This is a genomic window from Psychrobacter fulvigenes (assembly GCF_904846155.1).
GTDB classification, from domain to species: domain Bacteria; phylum Pseudomonadota; class Gammaproteobacteria; order Pseudomonadales; family Moraxellaceae; genus Psychrobacter; species Psychrobacter fulvigenes.
Window position 1 is genome coordinate 652,720 of sequence record NZ_CAJGZP010000001.1, and the last position, 25,356, is coordinate 678,075.

The 25,356-nt window shown below is 44.0% G+C and carries 20 protein-coding genes and 1 pseudogene; 8 read left to right on the forward strand and 13 right to left on the reverse strand.

Annotated elements, in window-relative coordinates; all coding sequences use genetic code 11:
* Positions 1 to 8: 8 nt before the first annotated feature.
* On the reverse strand, positions 9 to 1,325 hold the full coding sequence (locus JMX03_RS02895; RefSeq protein ID WP_265090441.1) for an IS4 family transposase: 1,317 nt from the start codon (positions 1,323 to 1,325) through the stop codon (positions 9 to 11).
* 303 nt (positions 1,326 to 1,628) lie between these two features.
* Here JMX03_RS02895 and folP point away from each other — a divergent pair, with 303 nt between their 5' ends.
* The 4 genes from folP (at position 1,629) to JMX03_RS02915 (ending at position 4,484) form a co-directional block, all read left to right on the forward strand.
* Positions 1,629 to 2,531, forward strand: coding sequence for a dihydropteroate synthase (gene folP / locus JMX03_RS02900; protein ID WP_201594345.1), 903 nt, complete (start codon positions 1,629 to 1,631; stop codon positions 2,529 to 2,531).
* Between the two features lie 132 nt (positions 2,532 to 2,663).
* On the forward strand, positions 2,664 to 2,927 hold the full coding sequence (locus JMX03_RS02905) for an FAD assembly factor SdhE (protein WP_201597731.1): 264 nt from the start codon (positions 2,664 to 2,666) through the stop codon (positions 2,925 to 2,927).
* A gap of 35 nt (positions 2,928 to 2,962) precedes the next feature.
* On the forward strand, positions 2,963 to 3,424 hold the full coding sequence (locus tag JMX03_RS02910; protein ID WP_201594347.1) for a hypothetical protein: 462 nt from the start codon (positions 2,963 to 2,965) through the stop codon (positions 3,422 to 3,424).
* A 349-nt stretch (positions 3,425 to 3,773) separates the two neighbouring features.
* Entirely contained in the window at positions 3,774 to 4,484 is a 711-nt protein-coding gene (locus JMX03_RS02915) for a YidB family protein (protein WP_201594349.1), read from the forward strand.
* A 126-nt stretch (positions 4,485 to 4,610) separates the two neighbouring features.
* Here JMX03_RS02915 and JMX03_RS02920 read toward each other — a convergent pair whose 3' ends face one another.
* The 3 genes from JMX03_RS02920 to trmB all read right to left on the reverse strand — a co-directional run bounded on the left by JMX03_RS02920 (position 4,611) and on the right by trmB (position 8,578).
* Positions 4,611 to 5,672, reverse strand: coding sequence for a regulatory protein RecX (locus tag JMX03_RS02920; protein WP_201594351.1), 1,062 nt, complete (start codon positions 5,670 to 5,672; stop codon positions 4,611 to 4,613).
* A gap of 40 nt (positions 5,673 to 5,712) precedes the next feature.
* On the reverse strand, positions 5,713 to 6,771 hold the full coding sequence (gene recA / locus JMX03_RS02925; protein ID WP_201575536.1) for a recombinase RecA: 1,059 nt from the start codon (positions 6,769 to 6,771) through the stop codon (positions 5,713 to 5,715).
* Positions 6,772 to 7,756: 985 nt separating this feature from the next.
* Entirely contained in the window at positions 7,757 to 8,578 is an 822-nt protein-coding gene (gene trmB / locus JMX03_RS02930) for a tRNA (guanosine(46)-N7)-methyltransferase TrmB (protein WP_201594353.1), read from the reverse strand.
* 192 nt (positions 8,579 to 8,770) lie between these two features.
* Between trmB and JMX03_RS02935 the strand changes: the two genes are divergently transcribed.
* Positions 8,771 to 9,700, forward strand: a complete 930-nt coding sequence (locus JMX03_RS02935) for a DUF2628 domain-containing protein (protein WP_201594355.1) — start codon at positions 8,771 to 8,773, stop codon at positions 9,698 to 9,700.
* A gap of 131 nt (positions 9,701 to 9,831) precedes the next feature.
* On the opposite strand, the gene JMX03_RS02940 is transcribed toward JMX03_RS02935, so the two are convergent.
* From JMX03_RS02940 to gmk, 9 genes and pseudogenes are all read right to left on the reverse strand, one after another.
* The gene (locus JMX03_RS02940; RefSeq protein ID WP_201594357.1) at positions 9,832 to 11,721 is read right to left on the reverse strand and encodes a monovalent cation:proton antiporter-2 (CPA2) family protein; all 1,890 of its coding nucleotides are present in this window, start codon (positions 11,719 to 11,721) and stop codon (positions 9,832 to 9,834) included.
* A 60-nt stretch (positions 11,722 to 11,781) separates the two neighbouring features.
* Entirely contained in the window at positions 11,782 to 12,486 is a 705-nt protein-coding gene (locus JMX03_RS02945) for a hypothetical protein (protein ID WP_201594359.1), read from the reverse strand.
* Between the two features lie 496 nt (positions 12,487 to 12,982).
* Positions 12,983 to 14,264 (reverse strand): annotated as a pseudogene (locus tag JMX03_RS02950) (IS256 family transposase).
* 211 nt (positions 14,265 to 14,475) lie between these two features.
* Positions 14,476 to 15,705 carry a cation diffusion facilitator family transporter gene (locus JMX03_RS02955; RefSeq protein ID WP_201594361.1) on the reverse strand — a complete coding sequence of 410 codons (1,230 nt, stop codon included), beginning with the start codon at positions 15,703 to 15,705 and terminating at the stop codon, positions 14,476 to 14,478.
* A gap of 226 nt (positions 15,706 to 15,931) precedes the next feature.
* Positions 15,932 to 18,220, reverse strand: coding sequence for a primosomal protein N' (locus JMX03_RS02960; protein WP_201594363.1), 2,289 nt, complete (start codon positions 18,218 to 18,220; stop codon positions 15,932 to 15,934).
* 261 nt (positions 18,221 to 18,481) lie between these two features.
* Positions 18,482 to 18,862 carry a RidA family protein gene (locus tag JMX03_RS02965; RefSeq protein WP_201575522.1) on the reverse strand — a complete coding sequence of 127 codons (381 nt, stop codon included), beginning with the start codon at positions 18,860 to 18,862 and terminating at the stop codon, positions 18,482 to 18,484.
* 146 nt (positions 18,863 to 19,008) lie between these two features.
* Positions 19,009 to 21,207 carry a RelA/SpoT family protein gene (locus JMX03_RS02970; protein WP_201594365.1) on the reverse strand — a complete coding sequence of 733 codons (2,199 nt, stop codon included), beginning with the start codon at positions 21,205 to 21,207 and terminating at the stop codon, positions 19,009 to 19,011.
* Between the two features lie 426 nt (positions 21,208 to 21,633).
* Positions 21,634 to 21,894 carry a DNA-directed RNA polymerase subunit omega gene (gene rpoZ / locus JMX03_RS02975; RefSeq protein ID WP_192524480.1) on the reverse strand — a complete coding sequence of 87 codons (261 nt, stop codon included), beginning with the start codon at positions 21,892 to 21,894 and terminating at the stop codon, positions 21,634 to 21,636.
* 162 nt (positions 21,895 to 22,056) lie between these two features.
* The gene (gene gmk / locus JMX03_RS02980) at positions 22,057 to 22,683 is read right to left on the reverse strand and encodes a guanylate kinase (RefSeq protein ID WP_201575520.1); all 627 of its coding nucleotides are present in this window, start codon (positions 22,681 to 22,683) and stop codon (positions 22,057 to 22,059) included.
* A 260-nt stretch (positions 22,684 to 22,943) separates the two neighbouring features.
* Between gmk and ispH the strand changes: the two genes are divergently transcribed.
* The 3 genes from ispH (at position 22,944) to JMX03_RS02995 (ending at position 25,181) form a co-directional block, all read left to right on the forward strand.
* The gene (ispH, locus tag JMX03_RS02985) at positions 22,944 to 23,900 is read left to right on the forward strand and encodes a 4-hydroxy-3-methylbut-2-enyl diphosphate reductase (RefSeq protein ID WP_201594367.1); all 957 of its coding nucleotides are present in this window, start codon (positions 22,944 to 22,946) and stop codon (positions 23,898 to 23,900) included.
* A gap of 65 nt (positions 23,901 to 23,965) precedes the next feature.
* Positions 23,966 to 24,211: a hypothetical protein gene (locus JMX03_RS02990; protein ID WP_201594369.1), complete on the forward strand. Its 246-nt coding sequence runs from the start codon at positions 23,966 to 23,968 to the stop codon at positions 24,209 to 24,211.
* A 154-nt stretch (positions 24,212 to 24,365) separates the two neighbouring features.
* On the forward strand, positions 24,366 to 25,181 hold the full coding sequence (locus JMX03_RS02995) for a thioesterase family protein (protein ID WP_201594371.1): 816 nt from the start codon (positions 24,366 to 24,368) through the stop codon (positions 25,179 to 25,181).
* The last annotated feature ends 175 nt before the right edge of the window (positions 25,182 to 25,356 follow it).

Consider the following 25,356-nt stretch of genomic DNA (forward strand, 5'->3'; position numbering starts at 1 on the left):
CCAGTCAGTTAAGGCTGACTGGTATTTTTTTTGGGATATTTTTGTGGTTTACCCTTAACCACCCTCGGGCAAGATCGCTTTCTGCGTTCAGGAATGACAAACAATTTTCCTTCCTCTAAAACTGCATCTAACAACTTAGGGAAGAGTCCTGCAGCCTGTAAAGGCGCAAACCGTAAAAGATCAACAATCGTAATAGACACCATATGAAAGCTAATTCGTAGAGGGCTAACCTTAGCTCTAACAGCCATATATCGCATCAAACGTCTTATCAGATTATAAGCAATCATAAGCCCCCAGAACTCTTGTAACACAAGCTGTGGCAGCTTACTTCTTAATACCAGCCCCTCCTGTAGATCAGACTTAATTTCCCTAAAAGCCATCTCAATCTCCCAGCGCTGCAAATACAGCTGTGCCACTTTATCCTTAGTAAAGCGTTTATCATCTATTAAAGAGGTGATGTATCGTCTTGTCTTACCCTCATAACGACACTCAATTAATCGAGCTTGCCAAGTATCGGGTAGGTTTGGATTTTTCTTTTGAGCTTGGGGAGAAACCGGCATTTGTATCAAGTAGTCCCCTTCACTAAAGGTTTCAATCACAGTGTAACGCAGATTATCTTTAGCCCGCATAAGCCAATGACTGTTTGGATGGGTTTGTTGCCAACTGATAAGTAGGTCTGCTGAGAAATAGGCTCTATCAAAGAGCGTAATGCTGTTGTCTTGAATATTTAGCTGACGGGCTAATGTGATCTCTCCTTGACCCATATCTCCAAGGGTTGTGTCAATGATCTCATGCGTGTCAGTATTGATCAGGCATACCGAACGCATTTGGGGATAGGGCGCCTCTTTGGTTCTGCCTTTGCTTGAACTAAAGTACTGAAGGTTCTCATCAGTATAGGGTAGTGAGTATACGACACCGTCTACAGCTTGGACGCTAAGTCCCATAAAGTCTTGCTGCTGGGCTCGTGATTCTGTTTGGTAGTGAGCACTTAGTTGATGAAATAGCTGCTTTAGAGGCTCATGCCCGAGGCGTTGTCTTGCTTGTACGACTGCACTGGGTACGCAGGCCTGTGAGTCTATATTAAGCCGCATCTGCTCTGTGATATACCAAATTGAACGGTTTCGATATAAAGCTGTGCCGATGACTATCCAAACAACGTGTTCGGCAGGTAGCTTACGCCTTCTAATGCTCGCCTTGCCGGTATACTCTAAAGCTTGCTGTATCCACTCAGGGTCTATTAATTCACTAAATTGTTCTAGGGTGTCTGGAATCCTTTTATGCGTCTCATTAATAGCGTCTTGTAGTCTCATAGTAAAATAGCCCATCTACTTATTAGATGGGCTATTTTATTACTTTTATTGAGTTTTTGCCTTAACTGACTGGCATTATTTTTATAAAGGGCTTTTTTATTGGCATCATTTTATGAAGGGTTTAGGACAGCGTAAGATTTACTGGTATCATAAGCACAGATAATAAGATCAAAACTTTCTTATACCAAACCCAAAAAGTGCGATTAACTTTGTCAAGCTTGCTAAGTCTACTAGGTGTAGTACTTGCGCAAGTTTTCCGCGTTACTCTAATTTTTGGAAATGGTATTACTTATAAACCTTATTTATGATGGATCGTTTATGTCATTATTTGAGCCCCTACCTATTTATAGCGTTTCGAGCCGCGACAAGGTGCTTGATCTATCGCAGCCACATATTATGGGTATTCTCAACGTAACGCCAGATTCGTTTTCGGATGGTGGGCAGTTCAATGCGGTCGATAAAGCCCTTCAACATTGTCAGCAAATGATGAGTGAAGGCGCAACGATTATTGATATTGGCGGTGAATCTACGCGTCCAAATGCTGACCCTGTTGCCACTTCTGCAGAGATTCAGCGTGTTGTACCAGTTGTGCAAGCCATCAGACAGTATTTTGGTCATGATATTTGGCTGTCTATTGATACCAGTAATCCAGCGGTGATGCAGGCAGCTTTTGCTGCAGGTGCTGATATCTGGAACGATGTACGAGCGCTTAAGCGCGAAGGTGCCGCCCAGTTAGCGGCAGCGCTTGATATACCAGTTATGCTGATGCATATGCGTGGTGAGCCAACGACCATGAATGATTTGGCACAGTATGATGATGTGGTTGAAGAGGTCAGTACTGAGCTTGCTGCGCGTATTGATGAGGTGTTAACTCTCGGTGTCAAACGTGAAAAAATAATTATTGACCCTGGATTTGGCTTTGCTAAAAACTACGAGCATCATTGTGCTTTATTAAGTCAGCTTAAAAAGTTACAAGCACTCGGATTGCCGATGATGTTTGGGATTTCGCGCAAGCGTTTTTTAGCGGAAGTATTGAGCAGAAGCGGAGTTGAAGCAGTTGCTAATACTCAAGCGTTAGAACGTGATGCCGCAGGAATGGTAGCGGGACTTTTTGCTCTACAACAGGGTGCGAGTATCATTCGCACGCATAATGTAGCGATGATGCAGCAAGCCGTGGCACTATGGACTCAGCTGTCTGCTTATAATAAACATCAATCCTGACTAAGCTTGATAAATATCACAGACATACTATGAATCAAACACTTAACATTCTAGGGCGTGTCATCAATTAAAGCATTTATATTTTTAATCAATGAAACCATCGATAGGACGACAAGCGATATGACCAGAAACATGCAACCAGAACCAACCAATGAGCAGCGCCGTATTATTTATCAAGCTCGCCGCGGTTTAAAAGAGTTAGACTTTTATATTGATCCTTATGTCAAAGAGTTGTATCTGACCGCTGATCCTGCGGAGCAAGCTGCTTTTGCCCAGATGCTTACTCATGAAGATCCTGATTTATTGGATTACTTTACCAATCAAAGCCGTCCAGATGATGAGGCTATATGGACCTTGGTCAATAAAATTAAAACGTGGTGTCATGCAAAAGACTAGGGTTTACGATACGACCACCTCAGGTGCGCGATAGCGTGGCAGATGTCGAGCAGGCAGGATCGCTACGTATTGACACCGTCATTAAGCCAAATAGCTATTTGCGTACCCTGTTGTATTCAGGTCTGATAATTACAATAATAATATTGGCATGGTTTGCACAGTTATTATTGTGGCACTATGTGCTGGTAGTCATTATCAGTGTCATGGTAGTGAGTTATTTGGCTCTCTCACGGCCGATATTACTACACTTAAGTCAGCCGCCTTTAGATAAGCAGATAAATAAAGACTGGCAGCTGCTGATGCGTACAGGTCGAGGTGACGAGCTGTGGCTTGCTGATTTGAATAAGGTAAATAATTATAGCTGGCTAATAAGTCTTAGTTTTGAGACGATCGAACCATTTAAACGGTCATTGACTGTCATTATATATCGAGATCAAGTGAGTATGGATGAATGGCGACAGCTGATGATCTTGGCCAATGTAATCGACACACCTTAGTTAAAGGTCATACCTTCAAAGTTTGAGCTGTACTTTGGCTCATAACAGTAAGCTAATGAAGTCCTACACGCTATAACAAAACACTTATCTTACCAGTCAGCAGGATTTGCTATATTATACCAAACCCAAAAAGTGCGATTAACGTTGTCAAACTTGCTAAGCCTACTAGCTGTAGTACTTGCACAAGTTTTTCGCGTTACTCTAATTTTTGGAAATGGTATTAGACAGCATTACTGAATAATAATGCATTGAAAGCTATGCATATTAAAAATGACTCAAATCACACAGATCTCAGATAGTTATGATGACATGTGTGATAATGGAAATATGATAATAAAAGGATGACATTATGAGCTTATTAGGAAATTTAATTACACAAGTCGCCCGTAGCGCTATGGATCCAGAAGACTCAAAGCGTAACCCAGTGAACCAAAATATTAATCCGCGTCGCACCGGTGGTCTTGGTGATATTTTAGGCGGGGTACTAGGTGGCAGCGCTAATAGCCCTAATAACAATCAAGCAGATAACGGCTTTGGTTTAGACGATGTTTTAGGTGGCCTGATCGGTGGTAACGGCAATCAGCGTGCTAACACCAACTCTGGCGCAGGTGGTTTGGGTGACATACTGGGTAGTGTGCTAGGCGGTCAAACCAATAGGAGTGGCTTTGGCGGCGGTAAAGGCATGCTAGTTGCGGCACTGCTACCTATGGTGATGAGCTGGATTCAGCGAAATGGTGGCTTGGGTGGCGCACTATCAAAGATCACCAGCATGGGTTTTGATAACCAAGCACGCTCTTGGATGAGTACTAATGAGGTTAATGATAATTTGGACCCTAATGATATTACTCGTTTATTTGATACCACTGAAATTCAACAAGTCGCTGCGCATACGGGCGCCAATGAAGCAGAAGTTCGTCAAGGTCTCGCTGAATTATTACCTGAAGTCGTCAATCAGTTGACGCCCCATGGCAATTTAGACAACGAATCAGAAGCTAACCAAGAGATTGATCAGATTGTTAATCAAATCTCAAGCCGCTTACGCTTAGGTACGCTAAAATAAAGCCTTGCTACCTACCTACGCCCATAATAACTAGAGCTAAACCGTAACTACTAAAGTTAAGCCGTAGCAACTAGAGTTAAATAGAGAGTGCACTGAATGGTGTGCTCTTTTTGGGTTTATAAAAGCCTAGAAGCGTTCGTCCAAGGTTTCTAAGGTATGGTTAAGAGCCTGAAAACAAATGTCACCCTTAAAACCCCGATACTGTAAAAACCGCAGCTGGCGAGCCTTGTCTTTTGGCTCCGTAGGAATGTCGTCACCGTATTTTTTGGTGCGTGCTGTGACGGCAAGCTTGAGCCAGTCAACGCCTTCGATTAGGCTATCTTCGCTATCGTCAACAAACTCGCTAAACTCTTCAGATTCTGTATTTGCCATATCAATGAGCTCATCGATATTATCTGGCATTTCTACCTTCTTGCGATAAAACTCTTGCTTGATACGAGCGCGTCCACGACCTTTACGAATATTCTCACGAATCAGCATCAGTGTCGTACGGTAATCACTTTGATAGCCTTTTTCCTCGAACTCATCGAGTAGTGCCTCTATTTTTTCTGGATCTTGCTCTTTATCGAGCAGTTTTTGTTTAAGCTCAGCTTTGCCGTACTCACGCCGTGATAAATAATAAAAAGCCAACCAACGCAAGCGACTTTCCGCTTTGATAGCATCAATCTCAGCTTGTTTTTGTTCTGGAGTGCGTAGATAGGCTTTGAGCGCAGAGGGTAGGTTATCGAGATCTGTTTGAGTGTTTTTGGCGAGCTCTTTTTGTTGGTCATCGCTATTGGTAGTCGCATCATGAACGTCACGCTTAACCTCAGCCAGCATCTCCTTGATACTTTGCGCTTCAGGTGGCTGATAAACAGGAACATCACTAGGTTCAGGGACAAAGTTAGCCGCTGGGTGAAAACGTTTTTTGCGCTTCTTATGCTTTTTGGACTTAGAGGGTTCTTGATGGGTAAGGGAAGGTGAGTCGCTTGGTGCTACATCAACAATAGAGTCATCGTACACCGATTGCTCTTTGTCTGAATGGATCGAGCGTTTGCGCGTTTTAATGGATTGTTTGGTTTTATATGATGGTGTAGATGGGCTAGAACGCTTAGAAGGTGTAGTAAGATTTTTTGATTTAACACGAGGAGTACTCGCTGAATCGGTTTCCGATTCAGCGAGTATTTCAGCTAAGGTTTTAATTTTCATAACAAGTCATGATCATTGATAACGGTGAATAATGAAGCCGTTATTGTACAGGTTCAGAAGCCAGCGCTGCGTCAGCTTCCTCAGTATCTGTTGCTTTGGCACTCTTTTTTGACCCAAGCTTTTCATCACGAATCTTATCTTCAATTTCTTTCGCGATAGCAGGGTTTTCTTTTAAAAACAGCACAGAGTTGGCTTTACCTTGACCAATTTTTTCATCGCCATAGCTATACCAAGAGCCTGCTTTGCCGACTGCACCAATCTCAACGCCTAAGTCGATCACTTCTGCCAGATGGTTGGTACCTTCACCATAAGTAATCTCAAACTCCGCTTGACGGAAGGGAGGAGCCATTTTGTTTTTGATCACTTTGACACGGGTTTGGTTACCGATGATTTCATCGCCATTTTTGACGGCACCGATACGGCGAATATCCATACGAACTGAGGCATAGAATTTGAGCGCATTACCACCAGTCGTGGTTTCAGGGCTGCCGAACATCACACCGATTTTCATACGAATCTGGTTAATAAACACCACCATACAGTTAGAGCGTTTGGCGTTACCAGTAATTTTGCGTAGTGCTTGGCTCATCAGGCGTGCTTGCAAGCCCATATGGGAGTCGCCCATCTCGCCCTCAATCTCTGCACGTGGCGTCAACGCAGCAACCGAGTCAATAACGATCATGTCGATCGCACCCGAGCGTACCAGCATATCAGTGATTTCAAGTGCTTGCTCACCATTATCAGGCTGAGAAAGCAATAGATCATCAGTGTTTACCCCAAGCTTGCGGGCATAGACAGGGTCAAGCGCATGCTCAGCGTCGATAAAGGCACAAGTGCCTCCTTGTTTTTGACACTCTGCGATAGCTTGCAAGGTCATGGTGGTTTTACCTGAGCTTTCAGGGCCATAGATTTCAACGATACGCCCTTTTGGTAGGCCGCCTATGCCGAGTGCAATGTCTAGACCCAATGAGCCTGTTGATACGACATCCACATCCATGATAGCTGAATCATCGCCTAGATGCATGATGGTATTTTTACCAAACTGCTTTTCGATTTGACCTAACGCTGCTTTAAGAGCTTTGGCTTTGTTCTCATCCATAATGGATTCCTTGTAAGTACTAAAATGAATATTAAGGTGTTTGAAGGTGGTAAATTAATAAGCTGTCATTATCATATAAAGATTAATATGGATTAATCCACTATACAGTAAAATATATAAACAAGATAAATCGATGGTGTTTTAGAGTGACTAAATGTCGTCATAACATCTGTATGGGTTATCACTACCAATCAGTAATGATAAATAATGTGTCATAAAAATAAGAGGGTATGAAACTAACAAAGCTCATTTTTGCTAAAGCAATCTTCAGTAAGAATATACAAATGCTGAATATTACTGTGTCAAAATGAACTTAATTGTCAGCTGTTTTATTAGATAAGGTAATTATAACAAAATCCAAGGGTCATAGAAGCGCGCAAAACATACTATACGACATTGAGTGTCGTGTAGTATCTGATAGATAGTATATTGATAAATGGCCAAATAGAAGTAATTTTGAACATTTATTTAGAACACTTAATATCAGAATTGTCAATAAAAATAAAAGTTGTCCACAGAAAATAACGGTATATAACGCCAATACTGTGAAACATCAGATAATAAAAAAATATTTAAAATTTATTTTAAAAAAAGTTTTTTTATAAACCATGTGAGTCTAAGTCTTTGATTTTGTTGTAATTAAAAGTTGTACAAAAAATGACCAATTTTACCCAAGCCATTAAGCTATCAAGTCGTATGCGTGTCAAGTCGCCACTTATCCACATAGTTATCCACAGTTTATGGGGAGAACTCACCAAGCCCTTATGCTATCGATGTTAGCGCAGATAGTAAATGTTTAGCGCTCAGATAATAACGGATTTATTGCTTTGAACTGGAGTAATAATTGTCTAAAAGCCAATGAATGATTGCAATGTTCCACGCAGTAGCAGGGTTGTTTTGTGATCAGCAAGCCATAAAAAAGCGGCTTCATTGATGAGCCGCGATATATAAAATGGTTTGAAAAGCAGAACAGTAGGTTGATAGTCTAGTCTTTGATATAGATTAAATCCCAGACACCGTGACCCCGCTCTAAGCCGCGACGTTCAAACTTGGTCATTGGGCGAAAGTCTGGGCGTGGGGTAAAGTTGCCTTTACCAGCTTGATTGCTAAGACCGTCAAAGTCATCTAAAACATCGACCATCCAAAAAGCATAATGTTCCCAGTCGGTTGCTGTATGGAACCAGCCGCCAGGTTTTAAGCTGCGAGTAACAATCGCCATACGTTCAGGACTGACAAAGCGGCGCTTATAATGACGCTTTTTTTGCCAAGGATCAGGGAAGTAGAGCTGGATACGATCGATATGGTTTTCTGGCAGCTGCTTAAGCAGTTGAATCGCATCACCATTGATAATTTTTACATTGGTCAAGCCTTGAGTGCCTGCCATATAAGCACACTTACCAATGCCTGGCTCGTGTACTTCAATCCCAACAAAGTTGCGTGCGGGGTCAGCAGCTGCCATTTCAATAAATGAATCACCAAGCCCAAAACCAATCTCTAAGGTAAGCGGTGCAGCGCTACCATTAGGACTATCAGCGAACAACGAGCGTAAATCGTGGATAGCATCTAAGTTGCCATCACCAAAGCTGTTGTTGACCAAATACTCAGCGAATTCTGGATCTGTTAGTGCCTGTTCAGCATTTTTGTTCATATGCGTGCGCCGCTTCATAAACGTTTGCACGATGCGTTTATGTTTATCATTCGGTGGAAGTGCTTCGGTGGCCAAGGTTGTATTATCCGTATTTTGAGGATCTGTGACCCTATCAGGGTGGCTATCAAAAGGGTTGTTGGTGTGAGGATTTTGAGTCATAAGATCAAGAGAACTTAAATAAGTTGCGAATATGAGCGTATTATAAGTCAAATAGCCCTTAGAGTGAACGCACAATCTCACAATGGCCTGACGATGCCTGATAAGACATAGAGAAGTACGTCGCATCTGGATTAACGTTGTCATATAATAATGACTAGTATGAAACCCAAATAGCCAACAGAGCCTAGCGTAATGTTATTTATCGAGACGGATTCGCCACCACCATTTTATCAAGCAAAGCTGACACCTGCTAAGCGTAAGCAGCTGGATCAATGGTTTATAGGCCATCGTACGCAAAGTTATTATCTCAAGCGCTTTGAGCAGTTTGACAAGCAAGGATATCTGTCACCAAAGTGGCATTGGGCAGCATTTTTTATAACCTTGCCTTGGTTACTATATCGCAAGCGCTATATGGATGCTTTGGTTTATAGCGTTGCTGGCTGGTCATTTATTCAGCTCAATATTGCCATTGCTCTAGTGACATTTGAGTTTGTAGCGATGTCTTATATTCCAGAAGCGTATCAGATGGCGATACGTATTGGGATTGCGGCAGTGATTTGGCTGTTTTGGGCAGCTATGGTAGCGCGCTGGACTGATGCGTACTATTATCGAATGGCACGGCGCGAGATTGCGGATGCGCTTGATGACTATCCACAAGACGCCGCCTCGCAAGAAGCGCATCTGCGCCGCGAAGGCGGGGTGAGTTTGTTTGGCTTAGGTCTTGGTTTTGGCTTTTTTATTTTCGCATTGATGGTTATCAATGTGCAGTTTTTGCCCATTGTCGCTAAGCAAAGAGAGAGTGAGATATTATTTGATGCTTATTATGCGACCAAAACGGCACAAGACCACGTAGATGAGGTCTATCAGCAAACAGGTCAGTGCCCAGTCAGTTTGCCATTGGTGAGTGGTACTCAACAAGTAAGGCTACGCATTGAAACGCAAATGGAAGGCATTCCTAGCAATGACTGTGCAGTGATTGGTACGATGCAGAATATTAAGTTTCCTACCCGTTATCTCAATGATCACACCTTTGTGTTTTATCACAATCTTGATAGTAACGATTGGGAGTGCATTAGCTCACTCAATAAAAAGCAAGCCCCTGCATATTGCACCACTGATTAGCCATCATCAGATATAGTCGGAGCACTTTTAAACCGCTACGGTGTTACCCGCCCTAGATGTACTTAGTGTACTATCTGCGGTCGGTCGCCTTGTAGCGATTTTAAAATTCCTTGACTATACTGATAGGCGAGCTAAACTTTAGGATCAGTTACGATATCGTTTGTAGTATCTTCAACGGGTGTGGCTTGATCTTTCAGCGCATCGTAAAAATCTTCTAAGTCCATCTTTCGCGCTTTATCAATGTCTTCATCGAATAGACTTTCAAGCTCTGCCATCGCTGACTGTGCTGACTCAATCAGTCGCGCTTCATCATCGTAAATGGCTTGCTGGCGCTCGATTAAATCATCATCATAATCACGGAAAGTTTGAATGGTTTCTCGTGCTTTATCTGGCGGTATACCAAGCAGTTGTAATGATTCACGCGACATATCTAGTGAGGATAAATAAGTCTCACGCCAGATATGACGGACGCCTACCTCACGCAAGCGATAATAGTGCTGTCGATCGCGGGCGCGGGCAAGTATGACCAGGTCAGGGTAGTTTTTGCGCAGATACTCAGCGGTGGTGATAGAACGCTCCAAATCATCCACAGCAATGATGAACAGACTGGCTTGTTTAATCCCAGCTGCGCGTAAAATCTCAGGGTTTTTCGGATCACCGTAATAGACTTGGTTACCAAACTTACGCACAAAATCCACTCGGTTTGCCGAGCGTTCGATGGCTGTAAATTCAATATTATGCATACGCAGCACCCGACCAATGATTTGTCCAACGCGGCCAAAACCCGCGATAATGACTGGATGCTCATGATCTGGAATCGTATCATGTTCGCGGCTAGGTTTGCTTTTAGCGAATAAAGGCTCGCCTACTTTGTCTAATAATAAGAAGGCCAGCGGTGTCAGCGCCATAGAGATGGTCACGATAAGATTGAGCGTGTTTTCTAATTCAGGGGCCAATACATTTTGAGTCGCCGCGACGTTGAATAAGACAAAGGCAAACTCACCGCCTTGAGCTAAGGTGACCCCAAGCCGAATACTGGTGGGCCAGCGATTGCCTGATATTTTTGCGATAGCAGTAATCACCGCAAACTTGATAAACATCAACGCCACTGCACAACTGATAATAAATATCGGGTGCGCCATAATGAGTTTGATGTCGGTCAGCATACCTACTGACATAAAAAACAAGCCGAGTAGCAGGCCTTTAAAGGGTTCAATACTGGCTTCTAACTCATGACGATACTCAGAGTCAGCCAATAACACGCCAGTCAAAAATGCGCCAAGCGCCATAGATAAGCCAATTTGACCCATCAAAATTGACACACCCATGACGATAAATAACGCTACTGCAGTGAGTAGCTCTGAGGCGCCACTGGATGCGACAAACTTAAAAAATGGCCTGATGACGTAACGACTGGCAAAGATAAGCCCAGCAAAAACGGCAAAGACTTTACCGAAGTAAATGAGATCGTAACTTTGCTCACGTACGCCAGATAAAAATGGAATCACAGCCAATAAGGGAATGACGGTAATATCTTGAAATAACAAGATAGTAAAAGCTTCACGGCCGTGGGTACTGGAGAGCTGCTGTTTTTCGGTCAAAATTTGTAGCACAAAGGCAGTAGAAGAAAGGGCTAGACCAAAGCCAACGATAAATGCAGTGTCCAAATGTAGAGAGAAGAACTGGTATAAAATCGCCATTAACAGCACGCCAGTAAGTCCGACTTGCAAACCACCAAGCACAAAGATAGAGCGGCGTAATGCCCAGAGCCGTGATGGCTGCAACTCAAGGCCGATGATGAATAACAGCATCACCACCCCAAACTCAGAGAAGTGCAGCAAGCTTTCAGCATCACCAGCCACATCTAGTGCACTTGGGCCCAATATCAAGCCTGTAATGAGGTAGCCGAGTACCGTGGCTATGCCGAAGCGTTTACCCAGTGGTACAAAAAGCAGCGCTGCACCCAAAAAGATAGTGGCCTGTAACATTAAGTTTGGTGAGCCGGCAGCGGCAGCGAACATATAACATCCTTAGCAATCAATTCAAAACCATAGCCCTTTAAAACTATAGCGTGTCTTTATTTATTTTTTACGGTAAACCCTCCAAACCCCATTATCTGCTATTGGGTTACTGTACGCATCGTTGCGCCGCTTACGGGGTGTTTGCCTGCTATCGACGATCTTAAAATTGGGTAGGGCATGGACGATGAGTCCAGTACGATAAAAGCGTACTCGTTCAGGCTCTAACATCTCGCCCTTATTGTCACGGCAAAAGACATAGGCACGCAAGTCAATAAATTCACGATGTGCCACCAAACGCGCCTCGTCGTCATTATCGAACACTGCTGACATACGCGCAATTTCATCAGCACTATAATCACCGCATTTATCAGTCAGTGCTCCCACTGAGCCAAAGCTTTTGGATTCTTTGGCGCGGGTCTTGGTCAGATGTAGACGCTGAACATGATAGATGAACTGCGGTATCTCAAGGCTGGCTGGTAATGGTAAATAGTCGGGTGGCAGATAAGCGGCTGGATAAAAAGCCATCGCGCGCTCAATAAGAGGCTGCCAGCGTTGTTGGTAGGCTTGGACTTCTGCTAAGTTGCCTTCAAAAATGGGCATATCACGAATTTGGCGCAAAATATCAGGCGGAAACTGCTCATCACGAAAGCTGGCAATGTCTTCTTGCAGTGTTGATAGCAAAAATTTGGCGTGTTTTTTGCCATCCTTTGAAGTAGGGTTGTCGATATAGTCGGGGGCGACAAAAGGTGCCGAGCGTCTAGACATAGTGGTATATCTTCGATAGATAAAATAAAAAATACTAATAAGACTGCTTGCCAAAGTCAATCAGTATGCTAAATAGTGGTTTGATATGGTTATTATAACCATATAAGCCCCCTTGGAACTGGTTTTTTTAAAATTGTGCAAGCAAAAGTCTGATAGAAGTGTTTGATTTAGATAGTAGTAATAAGGAAAGTAATAAATTTGGTGATTTCGCACGATTGGAACAATGTATTAAAGCAACTATCGAGACTGATTACTCATGGATAATAAGCCAAAAACCCATCCTGCTGTTAATAAGCAGCACGCCTTATTAATATTTATTGGAAAAGTATTTGTCAGAATACTGGTTGCAGTCTTAGCACTAGCCTTTGGGTTTTGGTTAGTAATGGCCTCGAACATGGGACCAGCTTATCTGACTAATGTGTGTAATGGATGTTTAGACTTTTGGATTAGAATGACGCTGTTAGGGAGCCCATCCCGAATTCTGTGTAACTGCCATTTAGATTAAATGCTTACTAATACGATCATCAAACATAATCATAAAGCGATTCAAAGCAGACGTCCAGTTACGGATTGGCATCGACCACTTTTTGGATGCCTGCTGAGTTGCTAAGTACACCACCTTGAATGCTGCCTGATCGGAGGGAAACACCTTACGCTTATTCATCGCTGTCCGAATTACGCTGTTTAGCGACTCTATCGCATTGGTGGTGTAAATGACTTTTCTGATGTCTTTAGGGTACTCAAAGAACGCCGTTAAGCCCTCCCAGTTATTGCGCCACGACTTGATGACATGCGGGTACTCTTTACCCCATACTTCATCAAAGTGCTCAAGGTTGGCCTCTGCCATCTCAAGCGTATCAGCACCGTAGATGGCCTTTAAATCAGCTGCTACGGCCTTCTTGTCCGTCCAAGGTACGAACTTCATCGAATAGCGCACCATATGCACGATACACAGCTGAACCTGAGCGTTAGGGTAGACCGTATTGATGGCATCAGGGAAGCCTTTTAGGCCGTCTACACAGGCAATAAGAATATCTTGAACCCCGCGGTTTTGCAATTCAGTGAGAACACCCAGCCAGAATTTAGCGCCCTCATTCTCTGATAGCCACATGCCAAGCAGCTCTTTTTTACCATCAAGAGCAACGCCTAAGGCCAGATAGATAGCTTTGTTGATGATCTGCTTGTCCTGACGAACTTTGACGACAATGCAGTCTAAGTAGACGATAGGATAAACACTGCTCAGTGGCCGGTTCTGCCAAGCGGTGATGTCATCCAAGAGGTTGTCAGTGACTCTGGAAACCAAGCTGCTTGAGATGTCGACGTCGTAGATGTCCTTGATGGTTTCGACAATCTCAGTAGTGGTTTGACCTTTGGCGTATGAGCGAGGATCAGCAAGTGTCTGGGAGACACTTGCCCGAAGCGCAAGACGGAAGGCTATGCCTGTAGTGAAATATGATTTTGTCATCAAGACCTGAAATACGGGTTTGATGCTTACTGACAAGTACAGGCTCAAAGCTGCCACCGCGGTCTCTTGGAGTGGAGATCTCAAGGTCGCCTGTGTCGCTACGGACGGTCTTTTTAGTATGACCGTTGCGCTTATTAGGCCTGTCTGCCTTTTCATGCTTGGGGTAGCCGAGATGCTCTTCCATTTCTGCTTCTAGGGCAGTGTCGATGAAGGACTGCATGAGCTGCTTTTGAAAGTCTTTGATGTCATCGAAGCTTTTCATGCTGCTGGCCATTTGCTCAGCCAGTTTCTTGATGTCAGATTGAGTAGTCATTGCTTATTCTCCTGTTAGTGGATTATAAGCAGCTACACAAAGTTTAGGAAACTCCCCTGTTAGGTCTTGGATTTATCGTTTGGATTATCACAGCAGCTTGGTTATTTTGGCCTATATTACGCTATATTTATCGTTGCATTAGACGTAACTACTAAAGCTACGTCTATATCATTTACAGTTTTCCGAACTAACGGCTCGTAATTGGCTGTTACTAATGACTGTGACCAATATGATTGTTACCCTCAGAAGGACGCTCTAATATGTCACAGACCAGTGCATCACCATGTGCTCGAGTATGCGAATGTAACAGGCTCTCAACCTGAATAGTAGCATGGTCGATACCAAGGTCTAATAGGCGCTGTTCCAGATCAGCGATCAGTAAACTAGACTCGTAAATGCTCATTTCACCATCGACCACAACGTGACAAGATAAGGCATTTAGGCCGCTGGTAATACTCCACACATGTAGATCATGTATCTTGTGCACTTGTGGATGCGCTACCATCCTTTGCTCTACCTCAACCAGTGATATGTCTGCTGGCGTGCCTTCCATTAAGATATGTACCGAGTCGCGTACCACGCGATAACCACTGATTAATATCAGTATGGCAACCACCACTGATGCCACCGCATCCGCCCATATCCAACCAAACGCAATCATTAATAAAGCGGCGACAATAGCGGCAACAGAACCCATCAAGTCACTTAATACATGCAAATAGGCACTGTGCATATTGAGGTTAACTGGCTCTTCAGATCTCTTTTTGCGTGCTTTTTGCGTGCCGTTAGATGATGCTTGCTCTGTACTTAAGTCATGGCTGTGCTGGTGTTCATCTGCTTTGGTACGGCTACCTCGGTGCATGAGCCAAGCGACCAAAATATTGACCAACATGCCAATAGTGGCAATGATGAGCATACCTTCGCTAGCAATGTCAGTCGGTGAGTTAAAGCGTTTAATGGCTTCATAAAAAATCATGACAGCGATAATGACGAGAGTGGCACCATTGACGGTAGCGACCAAAATCTCAAAACGTTTATAACCAAAAGTTTTTTGATGGGTGGCAGACTTTTCACCGATTTTGAATGCCATCAAGGTTGCGCCAAGTGCTATGGCGTCGCTTAGCATGTGGCCTGCATCGGATAATAGCGCCAAACTACCAGTGAGCCAGCCACCTATCGCCTCGATGAACATATAAGCAGTGATGATAATAAAGCTAAATAGCAGCGTGCGCTGATAGCCTTTGGTGTCTCGCGGTGCCGTTGTGACCTCTAAATGCTCGTCGTGATCGTGAGTGTCTTGATTACCATGGGTATAGTTCTTTATTTTGCTGTCTTTCTGTAGACTCTCAGGACGACCAGTACCCTCAGAAGCGTGCTGAGGATTAGCATTTGTTTGATTGGGGCTGCTATTTTGTTCAGGGTTCAAATCATTTGGACTCATAACAACACTCAAGATTATAGAAGCAAGTTAATTAATATATAGAGCGCGCCTATAAGGCTGTGCTCTATAAAAAAGTACGTCTAAGAGCGTACGTCACGTCATTAGTAAGCGTCATACTTTTTCGATATACAAAGAATTTAGCATATCTAAGACCTCTAAGCTGTAACTAGGCGTTAAAAAGGCAAGAAAGCCTATCTTAATCGTTTTCAGTTTATGGTAGGGATTGCTACCAACCAACAGGGTCGATGTCTAAGGTAAGCTTAAGATATTTGGCGCTTGGCATGGCAAGTACTGGCTGCCACCATTGATTTAATACATGATGTAATTGCTGTCTATCTTTGGCTAAGAGCAGCAATTGTGCATGATAGCGGCTGTTCTTTTTACTCATCGGCGCATCGATAGGACCAAGTACTGCAAGGTTGTGTCCATGAGGCAGATTAATAACCGCATCCTTGAGTGCTTGGGTGGTAGCAGCCAGGGTCTTGCCTTCACAACGTATCAGCGCGGCATGGCTATGAGGCGGCAGCCCCATCATCTTTCGCTCTTGCAGCAATTCACGCGCAAAGGAGAGATAACCATCTTTCACCAGTTTTAATAATAGCTCGTTATCTGGTTGCAGCGTTTGAATGAGTACGCGCCCAGCTTTATCACCGCGTCCAGCACGCCCTGCTACTTGAATCATTAGCTGTGCGGTATGTTCAGGCGAGCGGAAATCTGCGGACAAAAAACCGCGATCAGCATTGGGCAAACAAACCAAGGTAACATTGGGGAAATGATGGCCTTTGGCGACCATCTGTGTGCCAACTAAGATGGCAGGATTGCCTTGATTGATACGCTGATAGATATTCTCCCAGCTGTCTTTGCGCCTTGTGGTATCGCGATCGATTTGGATAATTGGATACAGCTCTTTACTGGTTTGTGGATTGGCAAAAATAGCGTGCAAGTTTTCGCTCAGCCTTGTGGTGCCCATGCCTTTAGCATCTAAATTTTGACTACCGCAATCAGGGCAAACTTTTGGAATATAGGCTTGCCAGTCGCAGTGGTGGCATTTCAAATATGAACTATTTGAGTAATTACTCTGCTGGGCTTGGCTATTATAATGAACGGTTAAATGGGCATCACAGCGTGGGCAATCTGCCTGCCAACCGCAAGCCTCGCATAACAAGACAGGGGCATAGCCGCGACGATTTAAGAATATCAATACTTGATCGCCAGCTTCAAGCGTTTGTCGTATCGCGCCAATGAGTGCATCGGTTAAACCTGTATCATAGCGCGTGCCGTCATCGGTTGTTTGTTGATGAGTACTGTGCAAGCGCGCATCGATCAGCTGCATCGTTGCAGGCTTTGCATTACCAGGACGAGTAAGCAGCTGACACTCTACCAGCTTGCCATCATCAACCAGTTTTAAATGCTCAAGAGAAGGGGTGGCAGTACCAAGCACGACTGGGATGTTGTATTGCAGACCGCGATAAAGCGCGACGTCGGCAGCATGATAACGCAAGGTATCTTGCTGTTTATAAGAGCCATCATGCGCTTCATCGACGACGATGAGGCCTAAATCTGCGAAAGGATAAAGCACCGCTGAGCGTGTCCCGATGATGATTTGTGCATGACCAATACGGCAGTCTTGCCAGCCTTGCAAGCGATGGGTATTGCTCATGCCTGAATGAAGCAACACAATCTGAGCGGCAAACCGGCTAGCAAAGCGTGCACGCGTCTGCGGTGTCAGTCCAATCTCTGGCACGAGAATCAAAACCTGCTTACCAGCTTCTAATACGGCTTGCATCGCTTGTAGATAGACTTCAGTCTTGCCACTACCAGTAATGCCGTTTAATAAAAATCCTGTATAGCGTTTAGCTTCATGGGCAGCAACAATGGCTGCAACGGCAAGCTGCTGTTCATCATTGAGATCAAGCGGCATTTTTGCGAGCTTGACAGGTGAAGGTGCTTGTTTGGGTTGAATATAGCGCTCTATAAGACCTTTTTCTTCTAGCGTTTTTAAAAAGCTCCGCTGCATGCCTTCTAATAACAGGACATCTTCACTAGCACCGCGCTCGCCATGTAGTTTAAGCATGTCAAACTGTTGCTTTTGTTTTTTTGCATTGGCGCGAAAGTCGTCATCGGTGATGTGTGGCAAAATTCGCCAGTGGGTGATCAGAAGATCTAGTGGTTTTCCTTGACGAACTAGGCTTGGTAAGATGACGGCTAGGACGTCACCAAGTGGGTAGTGATAATAACGGGCAAGCCAATGAGCGAGCGTGAGCATGCTAGCATCTAAGATAGGCTCAGCGTCCAAGCATTTATTGATGGGTTTTAGCTTTTTGATGGGGACGCTGCTCTCAGCTTCAGAGACATGAGCAACCACGATACCGATTAAGGTCTGACGACCAAATGACACCTCAACGCGGCACCCAATATGCGGTAAAGAGGGGCTTGATAAAGTGTTAGTATCTGCCGGTACACTATAGTCAAATACCCGATAAAGGGGCACGGGTAGAGCAACTTGTACCAACATAAAATACACCTATAGCTTTTAAATATAGTCGGAGAACTTTTAAACCGCTACGGTGTTATCCGCCCTAGATGTACTTAGTGTACTACCTGCGGTCGGTCGCCTTGTAGCAATTTTAAAATTCCTTGACTATAGTTAGATCATGACATTGGTAGAGATAAGAGCAGTAAGCCCAAATAGCTATATTTGGGCTTACTTTAGAAATGTTTTTTAGAGTTGTTTTTTGACTTAATAACTTGAGAGTTAAGTAAAAAATACGTCCGTTTACTCAATATACAGGATAGCTTCAATCTCAACCACGCCACCTTTAGGCAATGCGGCGACCTGTACAGCTGCGCGGGCAGGATAAGGCTCGCTCAAGTTTTCAGCGAATATCTCATTCAGGACAGCAAAATCGCTTAAGTCAGTTAAAGACACGTTGAATTTAACCACATCATTTAAGCTGCCACCCGCTGCTTCGCAGACCGCTTTTAAATTAGCGAATACTTGCTTAGCTTGCGCTTCAAAGCCGTCTTTTAGCTCCATAGTCTGAGGGTCGAAACCAAGCTGACCTGAAACATAAACGGTATTGCCAACTTTGACCGCTTGTGAGTAAGTGCCAACGGCTGCAGGGGCGTTATCAGTTTGGATGGTTTGACGAGTCATAATTTATCCTTGTCGTTCTTGTGTTATTTTAATCTGCTGAATGTTTGGGTAGCAGATGAGTGAGGGGTATTCTAAACTTTTAAAGCAAAGTTAAATAGGGGTTGTTAGCCGTCATACGAACAAACAAGTGAAAGTAGTAATCATCTTTATAGTTGATACAATCGTATGATATTTGGGAAGCCTAGTAATGAGCGCAGGTCACGAATGCCTTGTGCTAAGTGATTGCGACTACGGACGATGACATGGACGATAGTATCAGTACTGCGCACATCGACCTTTTCGACACCGATATTGAGCTGACGCAAATGATAGATGACTTCACTGATTTGCTCATCACTGAGAGCGATAGAAAGCTTTAGATAAGCTGGGAAACGAATCTCTCCAGTGGTTTTACCATTGATTGCATCTGCCTCATTCGTTTTGACCGTTTTATCGTCACGCCAGCGCAGCTGTATGACTTGATAAGGATTATCCTTACGAATATCGTCTAGCGAAAAGCATTTGTGGCGGTGTACGACCAGACCATGCCGTGATAAATGGCCTACAATTGGGTCACCATAAATAGGATGACAACAATTGGCAAAATCAAGCTCGACGCCTGTCGCGTTCGCGATTAGCTGCTGCGCCTGTGTCATGCCATTGTTTTGTTGTTGCGTTTGTAGAGTGCTGACTTCGTCGCTAAATAAGCGTGACACCACAAGCTGTGGCAGTAGAGTACCAGAGCTTATTTGTTGAAATAACGCGTCTTTTTCTGGTACGCCTCGCCATTCGATCAAGTTCTTCCAGTCGTTATCTGTTAAGTCGTCGAGACTCTTTTGGTAGGTTTTTAGCGCACGATCCAATGCTTGCTGACCATGATGTTGCTTATCGGCGGTCGATAAGTCTTTAAACCAGCGCAGTATCTCTTCACGGGCTTTATTGGTCACCACAAATCCTAGCCATTCCGCTTTTGGTTCAGAGTGGCTGTTTACTTCAATCTCAACCTGTTGGCCATTTTTGACCACCGTACCAAGCTTGGCTTTTTTACCATCGATGTTTGCGCCAACAGCCACATTACCAACCATAGGCCCAACAGCATAAGCAAAGTCCAGCGCTGTGGCACCTTGTGATAGCTCATAAGCACGGCCTTGCGGACTATAGCAGATGATTTTGCTAGAGTGTAGGTAGTCCATTAGCTCATTAATCGTAGAGACAGCCGCTGTAAAATCTGGGTTGTTTTCATTTAAGGTATCTTCATCGACCAACTCTTTCATATTGCGCAGCGATGCTTGGATGACTGAGCGACTGACATCGGAGGCATGCTCAGCACCAATGACTCCAAGCCGTGCAGCATTTTGCATTTTTTTGGTCAAAATAGTGACTTTCACAAAATCGCTGTCACGCTCATATATCAGCGTCAGTGATTGGTTACCACCTGGCAGAGGGCGACGAATATTGTCTTTAATATGAGAGTTCTCTATTTGGTATTTTTTTATCAGGTAGTAAGCGAGCTTGTCACACTCTTCGATGCTATCAAGCACAATCTCAAAAGCATAGTGGCGTAGCAATGCATTGATCTCACCGCGATTACGGAAAAACTGGCGATATATCACCACGCGATTATCGAGTACTTTTACGTGTCCGTTTAGTCCTAAATTACTGAGGACAATACTGAGGTAACGGTGAATGGACTCTCTTTGGAAGTTGCGCCCAAGCCCATGCTGCAATAGCTTGTCAGACAGCTTGTTGTACATCTCAGAATCAAGGTTACGATAACAAAGCACTTCGATATAATCAGCAATATCATTGAGCCCCATCAAACGTGCGAATGGCACATAAAAGTCCAACGTTTCTTGGGCGGTCGCGCGCTGCTTTTCTGGACGTACCGCATCAAGCGTAGACATGTTGTGCAAGCGGTCAGCAAGCTTGATGATTAATACGCGTGGATCAGCGAGGGTTGCGGTTAGGATTTTATGAAAGGTAGCGGCTTTGTTTTGTTGCTTATCATGATTGGATGATTTTAGTTTAGTCACACCATCGACCAGTGTGGCGACAACTTTACCATAGCGCTGTTCGATTTCATCATCACTAACATCCGTATCTTCGACGGTATCATGCAAAATCGCAGCTATAATGCTGTCTCGATCTAAGCGGAAGCCTGCTAAAATCTCAGCAACCGCAATCGGATGGGTGATATAGGGCTCACCTGATTTGCGCTTATCTTTTATGTGAGCGATATCACCAAACTTGCACGCATCAATAATATCACGGCGATCTGCTGCGCCAAGATACCCAACTGAACGCAGCAAATCATACTGAGCTTCGTCAACCAGAGGATGACTGAGTTTGGGTAAGGTTTGGCTCATAGAGGGATGATCCTATAGTTCGTTGCTTTCAAGAATTGCTTGTGAAGAAGCGCTTGTTAAGAGTAAGGTTTTAATAGATGTTTATATTGCAACAGCTGTCTGTGAAGGTGACCTTTCATTATTGCAAGGCCACCCTCTAATTAATCGTAAATTGCTCTCAATGTCAACTACTAAGCGATTGGGCAGCTCAAAAAAATTGAAACCCTGCTAAGCAAATTCTGATAGTTACAGAGAGCAAATATAAAAAAGTTGACAGTCGTTTAGAAAAATAACAGGTTTAAACGCCAAAAAACCACAGCATGAACTGTGGTTTTTTGAATTGGAATATAAGTTTGGTGGTGTTTTGAGGAGACAATATTTTAAGGAGACAGTATCTTAAGGAAACAATATCATCAGCCTAAAAACCAACCTGAAGCCTGAGTGGCTTTAAAAGCTATGGTCACCTGACAATGCTAAATCTAGTGAGCTGGTTGCAAAGTTGTGCTCTGGTTGATTTAGAATATCACGGGTGATTTTGCCAGCAGCGATTTCGCGCAGTGCCAAAACAGTAGGCTTGTCATTATCGACATCAACCATTGGTTCAGCGATACCTTTGGCCAATTGACGGGCGCGTTTACTGGCAACTAAAACCAGCTCAAAGCGATTATCAACATTATCCAAACAATCTTCAATCGTCACTCGTGCCATAAATAGCTACCTCGGTTGTTTTTATTAGTGGTGAGCTGTGTCCGCCACTCAATAAAAATAATATCAAAAACATAAAGGGGAATAGCTAGGCATTATAGCATTTTTTGTACAGTTGCGCAGTTGCTTTTTATGCCCAGCCTATTTGAATTGAATAATATTTATCTAATCGAGTGCTTTATTATTCAGCAAGGTTGTGATGGTGCGATGATAGCGCTGCTGCTGACGCTTTAAAGTCTGTCTATCAGCGACTATGATGGCCTTTAGCTCTGTTAATGCAACCTCAAAGCTGTCATTAATAATGACGAAATCAAAGTGTACATATTGCTCCATCTCGGTCACTGCGCCAGCCAAACGTTGTTCGATGACCTCGGCAGTATCTTGGTTACGAGATGATAAGCGTTGACGTAACGTTGTCAGGCTTGGCGGTAAAATAAAAACTGTAATGGCATCGGCAAATATTTTTTTGACCTGTAGAGCGCCTTGCCAGTCAATCTCTAAGATGACATCAATACCCGCATCTAGCTGTGCTCGTACGCTTTGCTCTGAGGTACCATAATAATTCCCAAATACTTCTGCATGCTCCAAAAACTTGCCCTCATCGACTCCTGCTGTAAATGATGCGACATCAGTGAAATGATAATGATGGCCATCAATCTCGCCAGGTCGTGGATCGCGAGTGGTATGGGAGACACTGACAGTCAAGTCGTTGGTGGTGGCTAATAGCTGCTTAACCAGTGATGTTTTGCCAGTACCAGAGGCGGCAGTAATAATAAATAATGAACCTGTCATACAGTGTATCCTAATGGGATGAGTGAGCGAGTAAGGGCTGGTAAAATGAAAAAAAGACATCATGTAGGATGATACAAATCATGCATGCCTGTGAATTATCCGTTTAATTATAAATTGATTTTAGCTCCTAAAACCTACTTTACCGTATTACGTCCGAGACGACGGTATTTTAAACGGTAATAAAGGCAATTTATGCTAAAGTAGGGTATTCGCATTATTGTAAACTTTTGACTCTAAATTATCTAATGATAGGCCTTCTTATGCAAATTTATCTTGCCAATCCACGTGGGTTTTGTGCTGGTGTGGACCGTGCGATTGCGATTGTGAACGAAGCATTGACCCGTTTTGAACCTCCTATTTATGTCCGTCATGAGGTCGTACATAATAAGTTTGTGGTCTCAGATCTTGCCAATCGCGGCGCAGTATTCGTCGAGGAGCTCGATGAAGTGCCGGATGGCTCCATCGTTATTTTCTCTGCACATGGGGTCTCAAAAGCGGTCGAAGATGAGGCTGAGCGCCGTGATCTCACTGTGTTTGATGCAACTTGTCCTTTGGTCACCAAAGTGCATATCGAAGTAGCAAAGTTTGCCCAAGGGGGGATGGATGCTGTATTGATTGGTCACGCTGGACATCCTGAGGTTGAAGGCACTATGGGGCGTTTTAACCACCGTCATGGCGGTCAAATCCATTTGGTCGAAAACGAAGCAGACGTCGAAAAACTGACGGTACAAAATGCTGAGCGCTTGGCTTTTGTTACCCAGACCACCCTTTCGATGGATGATACAGCGCGCGTCATCGATGCACTGCGGGACAAGTTCCCTAGTATCCAAGGGCCACGCAAAGATGATATCTGCTACGCCACCCAAAACCGCCAAGATGCGGTCAAAGACTTAGCTGGTCGCTGTGAGGTAGTGTTGGTCGTCGGCTCACCAAACTCGTCTAACTCTAATCGCTTGCGTGAATTGGCCGAGCGCATGAACTGCCGCGCGTATTTGATTGATAATGCGAGTGAGATGAATCATAAATGGTTTGATGGGGTGCAAAGTGTCGGTGTCACCGCTGGTGCGTCAGCGCCTGAGATTTTAATTCAAGAAGTACTGCAACAGTTGCAGGATTGGGGCGGCGATTTGCCAAGTGAGCTGTCAGGTATTGAGGAGAACGTGACCTTTAGCCTGCCTAAAGCTTTACGTATTCCAGTCACACAAGTGGGTAAGTAAAGTAGGATATAATGAGTTATAGAGCCATCTACTATTATAAGCACAGTAGGAATAGGTAAGATAGGATGAAAAAACAGCGAAAAAGATTCGTATTGGCAGAAGCTAGTCTTAAAGAAGTCAATAAGCAATTAAATATCAATATGTTTGTCATTAGCATATTGGCGATGATGCTTGGACTAGACATAGCGCACTTTATGAAAGAGTACAGTCTTTTTTATGGAGCACTCGTTGTCATCATGGGTGTTTTGCTGTTTTTTACTCTGAAAAGTCGTCAGCTTCTTAGGATGAGAAAACAAGAGCTTACTAAATAGAGCGTGTTGAATATGCATGCTCTCTTTCAATAATAAAACCTAATAATATTTTTTCCATACAACGATAACGATTTCTCATAACCTTCAAAAAGTATTGGATAGTCCAAAAGTACTGGGTAAATGAGAAAGGATTGATAGAACACTAAGGAAGGTCATGTCAGCTTATTACAACTTTATCAAACGTGAACAGCAGGAAGACGGTGTCTGCGTTGCACACTATCAGCCAACCAAGCATGCGCAAGGCGCTTGGAATGAGCATGAGCAACATATGGCACCAGCAACAGGTGTACTCACAGCAGAGCTGAGCCAGTTTGCGCCGCAAAACAACATGCGCATCGCACGTATTAGTCTGGATATATTAGGACTGATTCCGCTCGATGAGTTTACGATTACCACCCGCTGTATTCGACCGGGCAAGACGATTGAGCTTGTGGAGGCGGTGATGAGTAGTCGCGGGCGTGATTGCATTATTGCTCGTGCGTGGCGGCTGATGACTCAGGATACCAGCGAGATTGCAGGGCTTGAGGATCAAAAGGCAGTGAACAAGCCAGAAGAGTTGGCCGTTTGGGATGATATGAAAGGCTGGCCGGGCGGTTTTATCGAAAGTGTGCGTTTGGTCGCTGCTCCCGATCGTCGCGAAGGCAAAGGTATGGTTTGGATAACCAATGACATCGAGATGGTAGAGGGCGAAACCACCGATGATTTGGTGCATCTATTGGGTATGGTAGATACCGCCAACGGCGTGGTGCCAAGACTTGGTCTAGGATTGTCAGAGCTGCAATGGATGTTCCCCAATACTGATTTGCAAATTCATATGCATCGCACGCCACAAGGGAAATGGCTAGGTATCGAAGCTGTGCAGCAGTATGGCGACGACGGTATAGGGCTCACCAGTGCGGTATTGCATGATGTACATGGCCCTTTTGGTCGTAGCGAGCAAATTCTTACGATTCGTCCGATGCCGCGCTAGTGAGTAGTCTTATGATGGCTGGCTAGATGATGGTTGGTTAGCTCAGTTGCTGTGGTTTTTGATAGCTAAGTCGTTTTTAATAACCAATCATGCAGTGGCCTATGTTTTAAAAAACAAAACAAAAGAATGTGATTAATTTATTATGCAAATTTATCAAAATCAGTTGTAATAGTAC